The sequence below is a fragment of the Streptomyces sp. NPDC007164 genome (assembly GCF_040634135.1).
GTDB classification, from domain to species: Bacteria; Actinomycetota; Actinomycetes; order Streptomycetales; family Streptomycetaceae; genus Streptomyces; species Streptomyces sanglieri.
In genome coordinates, this window is record NZ_JBEYFB010000001.1 from 1 (window position 1) to 14,703 (window position 14,703).

Annotated in this window: 14 protein-coding genes and 1 pseudogene; 1 reads left to right on the forward strand and 14 read right to left on the reverse strand. The window is 67.8% G+C overall.

The features are described 5' to 3' along the window. Positions 1-119 precede the first annotated feature (119 nt). The 14 genes from ABZ622_RS00005 to ABZ622_RS00070 form a co-directional block, all read right to left on the reverse strand. Entirely contained in the window at positions 120-770 is a 651-nt protein-coding gene (locus ABZ622_RS00005) for an OmpA family protein (protein ID WP_360540192.1), read from the reverse strand. A gap of 8 nt (positions 771-778) precedes the next feature. Beyond that, the gene (locus tag ABZ622_RS00010; protein ID WP_360538575.1) at positions 779-1,396 is read right to left on the reverse strand and encodes a hypothetical protein; all 618 of its coding nucleotides are present in this window, start codon (positions 1,394-1,396) and stop codon (positions 779-781) included. 31 nt (positions 1,397-1,427) lie between these two features. Beyond that, positions 1,428-2,030 carry a pilus assembly protein TadG-related protein gene (locus tag ABZ622_RS00015; RefSeq protein WP_360538578.1) on the reverse strand — a complete coding sequence of 201 codons (603 nt, stop codon included), beginning with the start codon at positions 2,028-2,030 and terminating at the stop codon, positions 1,428-1,430. Beyond that, entirely contained in the window at positions 2,027-2,263 is a 237-nt protein-coding gene (locus tag ABZ622_RS00020; protein ID WP_360538581.1) for a hypothetical protein, read from the reverse strand. Before ABZ622_RS00020 ends, ABZ622_RS00015 begins: the two co-directional genes overlap by 4 nt. A gap of 242 nt (positions 2,264-2,505) precedes the next feature. Beyond that, a complete protein-coding gene (locus tag ABZ622_RS00025) occupies positions 2,506-3,603 on the reverse strand; it encodes a response regulator transcription factor (protein WP_360538584.1) in 1,098 nt (365 codons plus the stop codon). 51 nt (positions 3,604-3,654) lie between these two features. Then, positions 3,655-4,971 (reverse strand): histidine kinase, encoded by a 1,317-nt coding sequence (locus tag ABZ622_RS00030; RefSeq protein ID WP_360538587.1) that lies wholly within the window; start codon positions 4,969-4,971, stop codon positions 3,655-3,657. A 51-nt stretch (positions 4,972-5,022) separates the two neighbouring features. Continuing rightward, positions 5,023-5,910 (reverse strand): DUF5936 domain-containing protein, encoded by an 888-nt coding sequence (locus tag ABZ622_RS00035; protein ID WP_360540194.1) that lies wholly within the window; start codon positions 5,908-5,910, stop codon positions 5,023-5,025. Positions 5,911-5,924: 14 nt separating this feature from the next. Beyond that, entirely contained in the window at positions 5,925-6,863 is a 939-nt protein-coding gene (locus tag ABZ622_RS00040) for a type II secretion system F family protein (protein WP_360538590.1), read from the reverse strand. A 10-nt stretch (positions 6,864-6,873) separates the two neighbouring features. Beyond that, on the reverse strand, positions 6,874-8,211 hold the full coding sequence (locus tag ABZ622_RS00045; RefSeq protein ID WP_360538592.1) for a CpaF family protein: 1,338 nt from the start codon (positions 8,209-8,211) through the stop codon (positions 6,874-6,876). 67 nt (positions 8,212-8,278) lie between these two features. Continuing rightward, positions 8,279-8,680, reverse strand: a complete 402-nt coding sequence (locus ABZ622_RS00050; protein WP_360538595.1) for a TadE/TadG family type IV pilus assembly protein — start codon at positions 8,678-8,680, stop codon at positions 8,279-8,281. Next, entirely contained in the window at positions 8,677-9,168 is a 492-nt protein-coding gene (locus tag ABZ622_RS00055; protein WP_360538598.1) for a TadE family protein, read from the reverse strand. The genes ABZ622_RS00050 and ABZ622_RS00055 overlap by 4 nt, the downstream gene beginning before the upstream one ends. Positions 9,169-9,183: 15 nt before the next feature. Then, a complete protein-coding gene (locus ABZ622_RS00060; protein ID WP_360538601.1) occupies positions 9,184-10,467 on the reverse strand; it encodes an AAA family ATPase in 1,284 nt (427 codons plus the stop codon). A 7-nt stretch (positions 10,468-10,474) separates the two neighbouring features. Then, entirely contained in the window at positions 10,475-11,185 is a 711-nt protein-coding gene (gene cpaB / locus ABZ622_RS00065) for a Flp pilus assembly protein CpaB (protein ID WP_360538604.1), read from the reverse strand. A 92-nt stretch (positions 11,186-11,277) separates the two neighbouring features. After that, on the reverse strand, positions 11,278-12,144 hold the full coding sequence (locus ABZ622_RS00070) for a hypothetical protein (protein ID WP_360538607.1): 867 nt from the start codon (positions 12,142-12,144) through the stop codon (positions 11,278-11,280). A 735-nt stretch (positions 12,145-12,879) separates the two neighbouring features. Between ABZ622_RS00070 and ABZ622_RS00075 the strand changes: the two are divergent. Further along, positions 12,880-14,585, forward strand: a pseudogene (locus tag ABZ622_RS00075) (glycoside hydrolase family 18 protein). Positions 14,586-14,703 lie beyond the last annotated feature (118 nt).

Sequence of the window (14,703 nt, forward strand, 5' to 3'; positions counted from 1 at the left end):
CAAACCCTACCCCAAACAACCCCCCCCCCCGGCCCCCCACGGGGGGGCCCCCCCCCCCCCCCGGGCCCCCCCCACCGCGATCCGCTCGCGGTGCCGGGCCCCTGCTGTGGCGCGAATCCTCAGGAAGACGTGCCGCGCGGGAAGGAGACCTCCACGCGCCGGTTCTTCTTGCGGCCTTCTTCCGTGCTGTTGTCGGCGATCGGGTACTGCTCGCCGTAGCCACGGATCTCGAAGGTGACGGTCGACCCGACATCCTTCACCAGCACCGACTGCACCGCGTTGGCGCGCTGCTTGGACAGCACGTCGCCGTGGGCCGACGAGCCGAGGTTGTCCGTGAAGCCGAAGACACGCACCTTGGTGGCGTTCTGCTTCTTGATCTCGGCGGCGATGGCAGCGATCCGGGAGTTGGCCGCGGAACTCAGCTTGGCACTGTCCTTGGCGAAGAGGACCTCGGCCTGGAGCGCGAACTTGACGCTGGCGTTGCTGTCCTCGCGACGCTCTTCGCCTCCCATGTCCTCGATCACCTGGACGATGTCGAGCACCTTGGCCGGCGCGAGCGTGCCGCCCTCGGGCATCTTCAGGTCGGGGTCGTTGGGGTCAACCTTGACCGGGGGCACTGACGTCGCCTCGGTGCCGGGGGGCACACTGGGGCCGTCGTCGGCGATCGCGCTCGGCACCCCCAGGAAGGCGGCACTTGCCGTGAGCAGAGCGGCTGCGATGACATGGCCCGCAATCCGCGTTGGCCTGCGGCGTTTCAGGGAGTGGGTCATGTCGGTCATCACCCAGAGATCTTCAGCGACGCAGTGGCAAACGTCGGCAGCGTGAAGTCAACCTCAGTGCTGGTGGCGGGAGGAGCTGGGAACTGCATGAAGACGGGGACCGACCCTCCGGCCGAAATCGCTGTCAGCCCGGTTGTGCAGAGGCATCGCCCATCCGTGTCCCGAAGAATGTAGTAACGCTTCTTGCCCACCTTGTCCACAAGTGTCGCGCCCGCTACAGAATTCGGGTTACTGGCCACGATGGCGCTCTCACTACCCGACAGCTGAGAGCTGCTGCTAGCCGTGTCGCTCTCATTCTTGATCACTCCACTGACAGTAACGAACCCGCCACTATCGCGCTTTACCTCGTTGACGACAAGAATCAGCCCATCGCGACCATTGACCTGAGCGAGTTTCACACTCGGGTCCACGTTGTCCCCTGCCGCAGTGTCCTCCTGCTTCGCCCCCTTGTCCCCCTCGGAGGGCTTGGAAGGGATGGAGGACGACGGCGACGAGCCCGAATCGCTCGTCTTTCCGCCACCATCAGTGCCGCAACCGGTGGCAGCCAAGGGCAGCACCGCCGCCAGCGAGACGGCTGCCACCGCCCTTCGGGACCTGGTGGAGCGCCGAATGCTCATGGGTTCTGATTCCTTTACTCGTCGTTCGCCATCAATTGTCGACCAGGTGCACGTCGTAGAGGATCTTGCTCACCTGCGACCAGGGGGGCGGACTGCCTGGACTGATTTCCAGGAAGTCCTTGCCGCACGTGAAGAAGAAGATGTCCCGGATGCTGTCGTCGTTGAGATCGACGGACGTCCAGCTACAACGGAACTTGATGACAGCGGTGGCTGTAGCCTCCGCCCTCGTATTCTCCGAGCCAGGCAGAACCGACGAGTCGACCGCCCCGCGTCCCTCGACCCGGACCTTGATCCGATCTTCGTAACCACCGGGGATCGCGTAGCAGGACTTGACGTCCGCCTGATTGTCAGAGGCAAGCCCCTGTGCCGCGGAGCAGCCCATCACCGGGTGGGCCCGAAGGTACGCATCGAGCAGGTCCTCGGGGAGCGAGGCGAGGAATCCGGCCTCGAAGTTGTCGCGGGCCTCACGCGCTGCGGCCAGCGCCGCCGCGTCCGCCGCTCCCTGGGCACCGTTGCGCAAGGCGGCTGCCTTGCCGACGGCAAAGAATGCAAACACGAGGAAGAGCAGGCCCGCCACCATCACTACGTAGATGGGGAAGGCCTGCCCTGCATCGCGGCGGCTACGTCCGATCACTTGCCCCCCGAGGTGATGGAGGTCACGAGACCCTTGATCCGCGTAGAAATCGCGTCGCCGATACCCGTGGCCATGATCGCGCCGATGATCGCCACGACCACCAGGATGATGCCCAGGTACTCGAACGCCGTCTGGCCGCGGTCCAGGTTCTCGTAGCGCTTCTGGATGCGGGTCACGGCGGTGTTGGCCCAGCCGTTGATACGGACGGCGGTCTTCAGGGTGATGTCCGACATGGTGTTCCCCTCCGGGTTCGGCCGACCGGTAGCCGGCCGACTCGCAAGTTTCTTTGGTGTCGCCTGCGGTACCGGCTTCCTCCTGGCCGGTACCGCTGGCGACATGAGAAACATATGGCGGTGCACCCCGCTCGCCGGAGGGTCCCAGGGCCCATTCCCGGGCCCAAAACGTCAGTTGGGCCTTCGCCTCCGAGGCGTGCTGCCAGGCCCCACGCCCCGCTCGCCCCGTCCCGGCCTGTCGCTCAGCCACGGTGACCACCGGCCTCGCGCGCTCCGCGCCCCGCCGAGGGCGCCGTGCCGAGCCAGCGGGCAATGGCCTCGCTGCGGCTCGCGCTGTGCAGCTTGGTGAAGATGCGGTTGATGTGGTTCTTGACCGTCTTCTCGCTGATGAAGCAGGTGGCGGCGATCTGCTGATTGCTCATGCCGGAAGCGATCAGCTCCATGACCTCCACCTCCCGTGAACTCAACCCGTACTGCTGCCTGTTGAGCATCGCGCCCGGTTCCCCGGCCATGGAAGACTGTGCCACAACTGGTTGCAGATGCGAAAGACCCTGCGGTGTCCGGACAGGTCGCGGCGCAGGTGGAGACAGTTCGGGTTGGGGTGCATGTGCAGGCGCACCGTGTTGCTGAACGGAACTCGGGGCGTGGCCGTCGTATCCGGGTCCCTGGTAGGGAACCCCCGTGGTCAGAGCCGTCCCGAGCCCTTCCGGAAGCGGTCGTGACTGCGCCCCTGACCCCTGACGCATGTGGGCGAGGAGTGCGTTGGCCGCGGTGGCGGTGAAGTGGGCACGGCCGTCCCTCGTGTCGCGCACGGCCTGCACCAGTTGATCTGCCGTGAATTCGCCGTGAACCAGATAGCCGCTCGCGCCCAGGCGCAGCGCCTCGTGGACGATCTCGCTCTCTCGGCTGTAGGTCAGCATCATGACGGGCGCGACCTGCACGAGGTGCGGCAGCGCGGAGATGCCGTCGACGCCGGGCATCCGGACGTCCAGCAGGACGACGTCCGGACGGTGCTGGACGGCCATGTCGTAGGCCTGGCGGCCGTCCGCGGCCTCCGCGACGACCTCGATGTCGTCGCGGCCGGAGAGCAGGACGCCGAGGCCGGCCCTGACCACGGGGTTGTCGTCGGCGACGACGACCCGCAGGGCACTGGGAAAGGCCACGGGTGCCGCTGCGGGGAACGGAGGCATGGGCTCGGATGCCGCGGGCTGCTGGGGGGCGGGGAACGCGTTGGAACTGGGCTCCGAGTTGAGCGGGGTGACGTGCGAGGACGTGTGCTGGGACGCGTGGTTCTGAGCGGCCCAGTTCTGGCCCGACGCACGGGAGACGTCTTCCGGCATCTGCGACCTCCTCTCAAGGGTCTCTGGGGGCGAGGGTGAAAACGTAGCGGTTCAGTCGGTCTGCTCCGCGCCGGCAGGGGCGAGGAGAGCTGCGATCGGAAGTTCCAGGCGGACCTCGGTGCCCTTGGTCTCCTTCCCCTTTCCGATGCGGATGCGGGCGCCGATGGACGCGGCACGCTCAACCATTCCGACCAGGCCGAAGTGCCCGGCGTGCCGGAGGTCGTCGAGCGTCGTGCCCGGGGGCAGGCCGCGCCCGTCGTCGTACACGCTGACGCGCAGGACATCGCCCTTCACACCTGCGAGTACGACGAGGTAGGTGGGGTGTGCGTGACGGTGGGCGTTTTCCATCGCCTCGGAGGCGATGGTGAACAGCTGGCGGGCGACGATCTGGGGGACGTGCGGGATCGGCTCGTCGCTGAGAAGTCGGAAGGTTGCGGTGAGTCCGTGTCGTCGGGTGAAGTCCTCTGTGCGGGCGCGGAGTTCGCGTACGACGTCCACTCCGCCGTCCAGCCCCGACTCGCGGCGGAGGTCCGAGAGGAGTTCGCGGGATTCCGCCGCGGCGCGGCGGGCGGCGCGTGCGACCAGCTCCGCCTGATGTTTGACGGTCAGCGGATCCATCCGGTCGGACGAACCGGCCAGGCCGTCGGCTGCCAGGGCCAGACCGTGCAGGGTCTTGGCGACCGAGTCGTGCATCTCCCGGGCGAGGCGAGTGCGTTCGGCCTCCACGGCCTCGTTGACGGCGAGACGGGCCCGGGTCTCGGTGAGCGCCTGGCTGGCCGTCCCGAAGCGGAGGAGCAGATTGCGAAGCGTGACGCCGACGGCGCCCGCGATGACGCAGAAGCCGGGGAGCAGGAACGCCGTGGCGTCCGCGGGCTGGAGTTTCGGGTCGGTGGCGTACACACCGAGCACGATGACGATCTGGAGTGCGGCGAAGACCGCCGCCCCGCGCCAGCCCGAGACGAGACCGGCCAGCAGAGGTGTGCACGCGGTGACATACGCGAGCGTGGATTCGGGCGTGGCCGTGACCAGCAACAGGGCGCCGAAGAAGGCATCGATGCCCAGCAGCCAGGGGTGGCGCAGCAGAACGGGGCCGAAGCGTTCCCAGTCGCGGAACAGGACGTAGGAACCCATGAAGGTGACAAGGATGGCCGAGCCGATCAACCAGGAGGCCAGACCCGATGCGGTGTGGTCTAGCGCAAACGGCGTGGCCATGGCGATCATCGCGAGCCGGAAGCCGAAGACCTGCCTGCACATCGCCTGGAGCGCGTTCAGCTGGATGGCGAACGCCGGGCGGGAGCCCGGATCGGCTATCGCGCTGCGTACCTCCGCGTCCAGTCCGGTCTGGGTCCCACCGAGTTGGAACGACATGAGCCTGTCACCTCCTCTGCCCCGATTTCTCTGCCGCCCGCGTCGTCCACATCAGCCGCCCGAGAGGAAGCCCAGGTCGATGTCGGCTCCGTAGACGAAGCCGACCGTCAGCAGCACCAACGTTCCGGGGAGCAGAAAGGTGGTGACCGCGAAGGTCGCCTTGGGAACGGCCCGGGCCGCCTTCCGGCGGGCGTTCTGGGCGTCGGTGCGCCGCATGTCGTTGGCGATCTGGATCAGCGTCTCGACGATCGGGGCACCGAGCTCCTCACCTTGCTGGAGCGTCGTCACGAACATCGCGACCTGCTCCGAGTCATTGCGTTTACGCAGCTGCTCGAAGGCCTCCCGGCGGCTGACGCCCATGTCCATCTGGCGCAAGGTGATGCGGAGCTCGTCGGCCCAGGGCCCCTCGTACTTGTCGGCGACGCGCCCCAGCGCCTGACGGAAACCGAGTCCCGCCGACACGACGACTGCGAGCACGTCGAGGAAGTCCGGGAGCGTCCGGTCGATGTGTTCACGGCGGACGCGCACCGCCGACCAGAGCCCGACCTCGACCCAGAACATCCCGAAGGCGACCAGAATCAGGGCGAAGAAGATCTGGCCTCGCAAGAGCATCGTGAAGGCCCCGAGCGTGCCGAGGCCTCCGTAGACGGCGCGGCGCGCCGCGTAGCGGTCGATCGTCAGACCGCCGGGGTTGCCCGCCAGGTCGATCTGGCGGCGCTTCTTGTTGACGGCCTTGGGCCCCATCATCCGCAGGACCGCGGGGGCCCAGCGCATGCCGAGACGGTCGATGCCGGAGCCGACCGCGCTGGTGCGGGTGGAACCGACCTCCAGCGCGATCGCGAGGTCACCGGGGAGCTTCGCGTCGCGCCGGTACATGCGGATCCCGGCGATGGCCCCGTACACCGCGAGTCCCATGACGCCTGCGAGGAGCAGGTCCATGTTCGCCCCGCCCATCAGACGTCGATCCGGGACATGCGGCGGATCACGATGAATCCGATCGCGTACAAAACGATGGAGACGACCACCGCGACCTGGCCGAAGAAGGCGCCGGTCATCCGGTCGAGTGCGCCGGGCATGACCGTGTCCATCAGGAGCATGGTGCCCAGGCCGAACATCGGGACGGCGTAGGCGGTGACGGTGACCTGGGAGAGCTGGGTCTTGACCTCTCGGCGGGTCTCCTTGCGCTCCTCCAGCGTCTCGGTGAGGTTGCGCAACGAGCTCACGACCGTACCGCCGGCCCGGTTGGACAGGACGAGGGTGGTGACGAGGACGACGAGTTCGCGGGAGGGCAGACGGTCGGTCAGCTCGCTCAACGCGTCGTCGAGCGGTTCACCGACGGCGAGGCGCCGCGAGACCCGGGACAGTTCCTCGCCCGCCGGGTTGTCCATCTCATCCGCTGCCATGCTGATGGAAGTACGCAGCGCGAGGCCGGCCTGGGTGGCGTTGGCGAGGATGCGGGCGAGCTCGGGAAGCTGGTTGATGAAGCGCTCGGTGCGCTTGGTCCGCTGCCAGTTCAGGAAGGCGTTGGTGCCCCAGAGGCCGATGAGGGCGGCGACCGGGCCGAAGAAGCTGGCGAGGAGCGACGAGGCGATCAACCAGAGCCCGGCCAGGGCGGCGAGCGCGTAGACGAAGAACTCGCCCGGAGTGATGTCCAGGCCGGTGGCGGCCAGTTTGAGTTCGATCTTCCGGCCCAGGCCGGTCTTGCGCAGTCTGCTGTCGAAGCCCCGGAAGCGGCGGTGGCGTCCCGTCTCCGGGATGTGACCGGTGTGCGAGAGCCGGTCCACCATGGCGTCACGGTCGGCCTTGCCACCGGAGTAGGCGTGCAGGCCCACGACGCCCGTGACGCCGGCGAGCAGCGTCACGCCGATGGTGAGAAGAGGAAGATTCGTCATGGCACGTTACCTAGTTGGCCTCTCGGGTGGCGAGCTGTTCGGCGGAATCGGCGACCCCGAAGGCCTGCGGGATGGGCTGGCTGGCCATGTAGAGGCGCTCGGCGATCTTGCGCGGGATCGGGAGGTAGTTGAACTCGCCGTTGATCCGTCCTTCGGCGTCCATCGGCTGGGCGTCGAACCTGGCGACGGTCACGATGCGGTAGGGGTCGCGCCCGTGCGAGTCGAGGACGGCGATCTCGGTGATCTTTCGCGAGCCGTCGGCGTGCCGGGTGAGCTGGACGATCACGTCGACGGCGCTGTTGATCTGATCGTGCAGTGCCTCGAACGGGATCTTGATCTCGGACATCGAGGCCAGGGTCTGCAGACGCATGAGCGCGTCCTCGGCGTTGTTGGCGTGGACGGTGGCGAGCGAGCCGTCGTGACCGGTCGACATCGCCTGGAGCATGTCAAGCGATTCGCCGCCACGGACCTCACCGACGACGATGCGGTCGGGTCGCATACGCAGGGAGTTGCGGACCAGGTCACGGATGGTGATCTGGCCCTTGCCCTCGACGTTCGCCGGCCGGGACTCCAGCCGGATGACGTGGCTCTGCTGGAGCTGGAGCTCGGCCGAGTCCTCGATGGTGACGATGCGCTCCCTGTCGGGGATCAGACCGGAGAGCGCGTTGAGGAGCGTCGTCTTCCCGGTACCGGTGGCACCGGAGACGATGACGTTGAGCTTGGCCTGGACGAGGCCGGCCAGCAGGATCAGCATCTGATCGTCGAGCGAGCCGACATTGATCATTTCCTGGAGCGTGAAGGCCCTGGGGAAGCGTCGGATGGTGAGCGTGGCGCCGGTCAGCGACAGCGGCGGAATGATCACGTTGACACGTTCACCACTGGGTAGACGCGCGTCAACCATGGGGTTCTGCTCATCCACACGACGGTTGACCGTCGACACGATGCGCTCGATGGTCTGCATCAGCTGTTCGTGCGAGCTGAAGCGCATCGGCAGCTTCTCGACCTTGCCGCTGCGCTCGACGAAGATCTGGTCCGGTCCGTTCACCATGATTTCGGTGATCGACGCGTCTTCGAGGAGCGGTTCCAGGATGCCGAGCCCGAGGGCCTCGTCGACGACCCGGCGGATCAGCTGGGTGCGTTCGACCGTCGAGAGGACCGGGCCCTCACGGCTGATGATGTGGCTGAGTACGCGCTCCAGCCTCGCTCGCCGGTCTGCGGCGGCGAGCGAGGACATCTCCGCCAGGTCGATCTCTTCGAGCAGCTTGGCGCGGTAGGTGGCCACCATGTGGCTGTCTTCCCGCGCCCCGCCGTTCTTCTCGGGGGCGGTCATGCGTGCCCGCAGACTCATTCCGTGACTCCTCGTTCCCACTTGCTTGGTGATCCGCCGCTGGGTCAGCGATGCGGTGCGCCGCCGGTCAGGTGCGGGGCATCGTGGAACTGCGTTCGGCCGGGCCCCAGATATGGACGCCCGGGATGATGTCCGGCACGTCGATGCTGACGGTGCAGGTGACCTCGTCGAAGGAGGAGGTGGGCCCGTAGACATCGGCCCGGCCGGCGGCCCAGTCGCTCATCGCGTCCTTGGCGGCCCCCTCGTCGCAGCCGCCCATCGACGTGCTGGCCATGCGGGCTCCCGCGCGGGCTCCGGTGCCCGCCTGGTTGGCGGCGTAGGCGGCGAGGCCCGCCTGGATCGCCAGGAGACCGACCAGGAGCAGCAGAGGGATGAAGCCCAGGTACTCGATGGCGACCTGGCCCCGATCGCGGCGGGAGGCGGCGGCGGTGGCGACCGTCCGGCCGGGTGTCTGCGTGCGTTTGCTCATCGGTCAGCCTCCACCGGGAACGCGGCGTTGCCTTCGACACGGAACGGCCAGTTGAGTACGCCGGGCAGCAGGACCGGAACCTGCAACTTGACCTCGGCCTTGTACATGTCGCCCGAGCTGCGGCATGTCGTCCGCTTCATCGACTCCCGCCAGGCCTTCGGCAGATTCTCCTCGGCCGCGTCCCGGCACGCCTGCCCGCGCACGCCCGGCGCGATGGCACCCTGGTGCGCGGCCTTGTCCGCCGCGTTCCCCGCCAGGCTGAACGTGTAGCCGATCAGCGTGCACTGCCAGAGCGCGACCGCCAGCAGGATGATCAGCGGTGTGACGCCGAGGAACTCGATCGCGGTCTGACCGCGATCACGCTCGCGGCCGAACAGCCGACGAAGCGGGCGTCCCCCGGTCGGGCCCCGATCGGGCGGCCCCGCCGGGGCAACGTCACCGCAAGGCCTTTCCCGTATCTCCGTGTCTCTCGTCTCGGTAAGTGCCATTGGTCAACTTGCCCCCTAGGTCGTCTGCCGCTTCCGGGAGTCGCCGTCGCGGTCGCGTCGGCGCCCGATCGAGCCTCGGTCGTTCTTGAACTTCGCGATGCTCTTCGCGCCGTTCTTCTCCTTCTCAGGAACCTTGACGATGCCGAGCTCGCCCGCAAGGGCCCAGAGGGCCTGTTTGACCGTGCTCTTGGAGTCGAGCTCATGGAGCCGGCCCGCGTCGACGACAGCCTGGAGTTCCTTGAAGTTCGCGGGAACGGCGGTATTGGCCGTCGTGGTCCCGGTGATCTTCTCGATCAGCTGCGGCTGGATCTCGGTGCTGCGGATGAAGCGGTTGACAAGCGTGACCGTGTCCTCGGCCTTGCGGATCTGGAGCCGTTCCCACATCCGTACGACCCGCTTCGCACCACGCACCGCGATCACATCGGGTGTGGTGACCAGCAGTGCCGTGTCGGCCATCTCGATGGCCGCCGCGCTGGCGCCCTGGAGCTGGCTGCCGCAGTCGATCACCACGACCTCGTAGCGCGAGCGCAGGGCGCTGACGATCTGGCGGGCCGAGCGGTCGCTGACCTCCTCGGCGCTCTCGCCCTCGTTGGGGGCCAGCAGCAGCGCCAGACCGGTGCCGTGACTGAACACGGCGTCGGACAGGACGCGCGGCGATATGTCGGTGATCGTCGACAGGTCGACGATGGAACGCCGGAACTGCACATCGAGGTACGAGCCGATGTCGCCGGTCTGGAGGTCCAGGTCCACCAGGGCCACGTTGCGCCCGGATGTCTGCGCCGCCAGGGCGATCTGTACGGCGGTGACGGTGGCGCCCACACCGCCCTTGGCGCCGCTGACGGTGACGACCGTACCGCCGGGACCGGTGAAGACATCGTTCCCGGTGGTCAGGTGGCGGCGGACTCCGACGGACCATTGGGCCGCGGATTGAACCCTGCTGGCCAATTCCTCGTAGCTCAGGGGGAGGGTGACGACACCACGCGCACCCGACTCCATCGCGGACGAGAACAGACCGGGGGTGACATCGGCGGTGATCAGCACGACCCCGATGGCGGGGAAGCGCAGGGAGACCTCCCGGATCAGCTCCAGCGCCGGCACCGGTCCGATCCGCTCGTGGACCAGCACGACCTCGGGCAGATCGTCGAGCGCTTCGCCCGCGAGGCGGGCGAGGGTGTCGATGAGCTGCGTCGAGTCGGTGACCGGAGCGGCCGGCTCTGCGTCGGGGAGCTGGCTGAGCAGGGTGGTGACGGATCTGGCCGCGTCGATGTCACCGACGGCCGGGAGGATCCTCGTGGTCATTCGATCCTCACTTGTCCTTGTCGAGCGTGTAGGTGCGGTCGCCCGGACGGATGGTGCTGTCGCTGCCGGAGGCGATGAGCGCGAGGCGTACGTGCGCCGCGAAGGACTCGGCGTAGGCGATGCGCTGGGTGTCGAGCGTGTTGAGCGCGAAGGTGATCGGGACGGCCTCGGTGCCCATGCTGCTGGACTTGCCGTCGCGGCTGGGCTCCAGGGCGGTCAGCTTGCCGACGTCCAGGACCTTGGCATTGGAGACGATGACCTTCGACTGGGACGGGGCCCCGTCCCGCTCACCGTCGAAGGTGGCGTAGATGTTGACCGTGGCACCGGGGGTGATCTTGCCCGCGACACCGGTCGCCGCGTCGATCATGATGGCGATCTCCTGCTCCCCGGGCTGGAGTTCGGGGCGGCGCTGCATCATGTCGGACTGGAGGAGCGAGCCCTTGCGCAGTTGGGTGACGGCGATCTTGCCGTTGACCTCGGAGAGGTCCGTCACCGCGTTGGTGGACAGCCAGCGCTTGGGCATCGAGATCTTTTCGAACTGCCCGGAGGACAGGGCGGTATAGGGGGCTACATCGGACTTCAGCTGGTAGGCCGAGACCTCCGGCCCGACCTTGGAATTGACGTCGCTGATCACCGAGAGCACGCCGGCGAAGGCGCCGAAGGCGCACAGAACCGACAAAAGCAGGAGTATCACGCCGCGGCGCTGACGGGAGTTCATGGGCCGGACAACCTCGTTCAATTCGGATGCGTGGGGCAGCGGACGGAAGGGCGTCTACGGAGGAAAGCGGAAGCGCGGGGACTGCGGTGGTGCTAGGACTGCGGTGGTGCGAGCGCTCCTTGGCTGAGGACACCGGCTGGGTGCTTTCGGTTCTCCGCCGCGGGAAGCGGGGAGGAGCAGAACCCGCAGCGGTCACCGATGAGTTCCATTCCGCACCAGTGGCAGTTCTCCCGGCGAACCGAGGACACCAACTGGTACAGGACGGAGATGTCTGGCAGATAGGCGGCGAATTCCACCAGTTTCCCGGTTCCCCACCATGCGGAGGAATCGGACGGAAGTGCGGACTCGTGAATGGACTGGACCTTCCACGCGGGCGCGAGGGTCTCCTTCACCCACTCGGACTGGGACTGCCCCTTGGCGGTCATCAGGTGAGTGGCGAATTCGGGGCCGGTCGGGAGTTCCGCCTTCGGACCGACCTTGACGAGCTGCGGTTCGGGCCCCGTGACCACGGCGAACTGGGAGCCGGGCACCCAGGACTTGGCATGGGTCCTGAGGTCGACCGGGATCCGGTCGAACTTGGTGACCGAGTGGAGCAGGGCGCCCGCGTGGATGTAGTGCACCAGCAGCCGGGCGGCGGAGGCCACCACTCCGGGGCTGAAGTCACAGATGGACAACTGGCGCAACTGCCGCACGAGCACGGCCACGCCGAGCGGCGGCAGGTCGGTCTTCACCAAGGCGATGCGGTCGCTCTCCAGGACCGAGCGGACGGAGTAGAGCCGACGCTCGTGGGCGGCCGAGATGGCGCTCGGATAGACGGCGACGACATAGCCGTGCTGTTCGAGCAGCACGTGCATGTCACCGATGGCCATGTCCAGCGCCTGGGCATCCGGAGCCTGCAACAGGGCGGCTGTCGGTGTCTGCTGATCGGTCGGAGGTAGTACCAAGTCAGCACTGGTCACTGCTATTGCGGTCGGCACGCTGTTCCCCGTTTCGGCTTCCGGCCGGACGCCGGTCATGACGTCGGCCGCAATCGCTCCTGCTCCGCGGTTCTGCTTCAGCACTTTATCCACGTCTTACCTGGCAGAGAACACTTTTCGGAGGCCAGTCCGACAACGTGTGCGAGGCGCCCGCGTAACGCCCCGGTGCTAAATCGGATCAAATCGAAAATCGTCAACTTCTGTACAACTGCGGAGGGTTACCGATACACCTTCCGGTCACCCGGGCCCCGAATTCATCGCCGCACGTCAGCGCGGATGCGGAACCTGCCGGGCCGACCCCCGAGGAGGCCCGGCGGTCACTGTCCGAGCACCTCCGGCAGTTCACCCGCACGGGGTCCGGCACGGCCGCACGAGGTCAACAAAACGTCAATTCACAGGGAAGCCGAGGCCGGTTCGGGGCCCAAGCGGAGGCTCCCGCACCCCGTCCCGGGGCCGGTTCGGAAGCGACCGGGCGGACGCGGTCGTCGCAGGTCCCGTTGCCAGAGGTCTTGACAACTCGATTGGTCTGGACCAGTTTTGTCGGCCAGCGGTGGCCACCGTTCCTCAACTCCACATCCCCTTCTCCTGCCCGTCACCTTCCGGACGGCCCGAGTACCGCCGGTCCACCCCGCCGGCTGTCGCACGGGTACCCCGGCAGGCATCCCCGACTCCCCACGGAGGCAGCAAGTGGAACCTTCCCCCGTCAACGGCCACAGAATCCGCAGGCGCTACAACCGTCCCCTTGTCGGCGCCGTCGCGGCCGTTCTCGCGGCCGGCGCGCTGACCGCCACGGGTCTCGCCGGAAACGCTCAGGCCGCCGACATCAATGTCGCCAAGAACGCGGGCTTCGAGTCCGGGCTCGCCAACTGGACCTGTTCCGGCGGCAGCGGCGCCACCGTCTCCTCCCCCGTGCACGGTGGCACCGCCGCGCTCAAGGCCACCCCGTCCGGCCAGGACACCGCGCGGTGCACCCAGACCGTCGCCGTGAAGCCCGACTCGACGTACACGCTCAGCTCCTGGGTGCAGGGCGGGACGCGTACCTCGGCGCGAGCGGCACCGGAACCACCGACGTGTCGACCTGGTCCCCCGGCTCCGGCGACTGGACGCAGCTCACCACCAGCTTCAAGACCGGGCCGAGCACCACCTCGGTCCAGGTCTACACGCACGGCTGGTACGGGCAGGCCGCCTATCTGGTGGACGACGTCTCGGTCAACGGCCCCGACGGCGGGGGCGGCACCGACCCGGAGCCGACCATCCCGTCCGCCCCGGCCGGGCTCGCGGTCGGCACGGCCACCTCCTCCTCCGTGGCCCTGTCCTGGAACGCGGTCTCCGGCGCGACCGGCTACACCGTCTACCGGGACGGCGCGAAGGCGACCACGACCACCGGCAACTCGGCGACGGTCACGGGGCTGGCCGCCGACACGGCGTACCAGTTCTCGGTGACCGCCACCAACGCGGCCGGCGAGTCCGTCAAGTCCGCTTCGGTGAGCGGCCGTACGGCCAAGGAGGGCGGCGGCAACCCCAACCCCGGCACCTCCGTCCCCAAGCACGCGGTGACCGGCTACTGGCAGAACTTCAACAACGGCGCGACCGTCCAGAAGCTCAGCGACGTGCCCGCGAACTACGACATCATCGCGGTCTCCTTCGCCGATGCCACCGGCACACCGGGCGCTGTCACCTTCAACCTGGACACGGCCGGCCTGAACGGCTACACCGTCGACCAGTTCAAGGCCGACATCAAGGCGAAGCAGGCGGCCGGGAAGAACGTCGTCATCTCGGTCGGCGGCGAGAAGGGCTCCGTCTCGGTCAACAGCGACGCCTCCGCCACCAACTTCGCCAACTCGCTCTACTCGCTGATCCAGGAGTACGGCTTCAACGGCGTCGACATCGACCTGGAGAACGGCCTCAACTCCACATACATGACGAAGGCGCTGCGCTCGCTGTCGCAGAAGGCGGGCTCGGGCCTCGTCATCACGATGGCCCCGCAGACCATCGACATGCAGTCCACCGCCGGTGAGTACTTCAAGACGGCGCTCGGCATCAAGGACATCCTGACCGTCGTCAACATGCAGTACTACAACAGCGGTTCGATGCTGGGCTGCGACGGCAAGGTCTACTCGCAGGGCTCGGTGGACTTCCTCACCGCACTCGCCTGCATCCAGTTGGAGGGCGGCCTCGACCCGTCCCAGGTCGGCCTCGGTGTGCCCGCCTCCCCGAGCGGCGCGGGCGGCGGCTACGTGGCGCCGTCGGTCGTGAACGCGGCACTGGACTGCCTGGCCAAGGGCACCAACTGCGGTTCGTTCAAGCCCTCGAAGACCTACCCGGGTGTGCGCGGGGCCATGACCTGGTCGACCAACTGGGACGCCAAGTCGGGCAACGCCTGGTCGAACGCGGTGGGCCCGCACGTGCACGGCCTGCCGTAGCCGGTACGCGGCGGCCGTAGCCGGTACCTGCCTGCCCTGGCCGGTACGCGCAGGCCGGCAGCCGCACGGCCGGCACCAGTGACCAGCAGCGCCGCCGCTCCCCCGGCGGCGCTGCTGC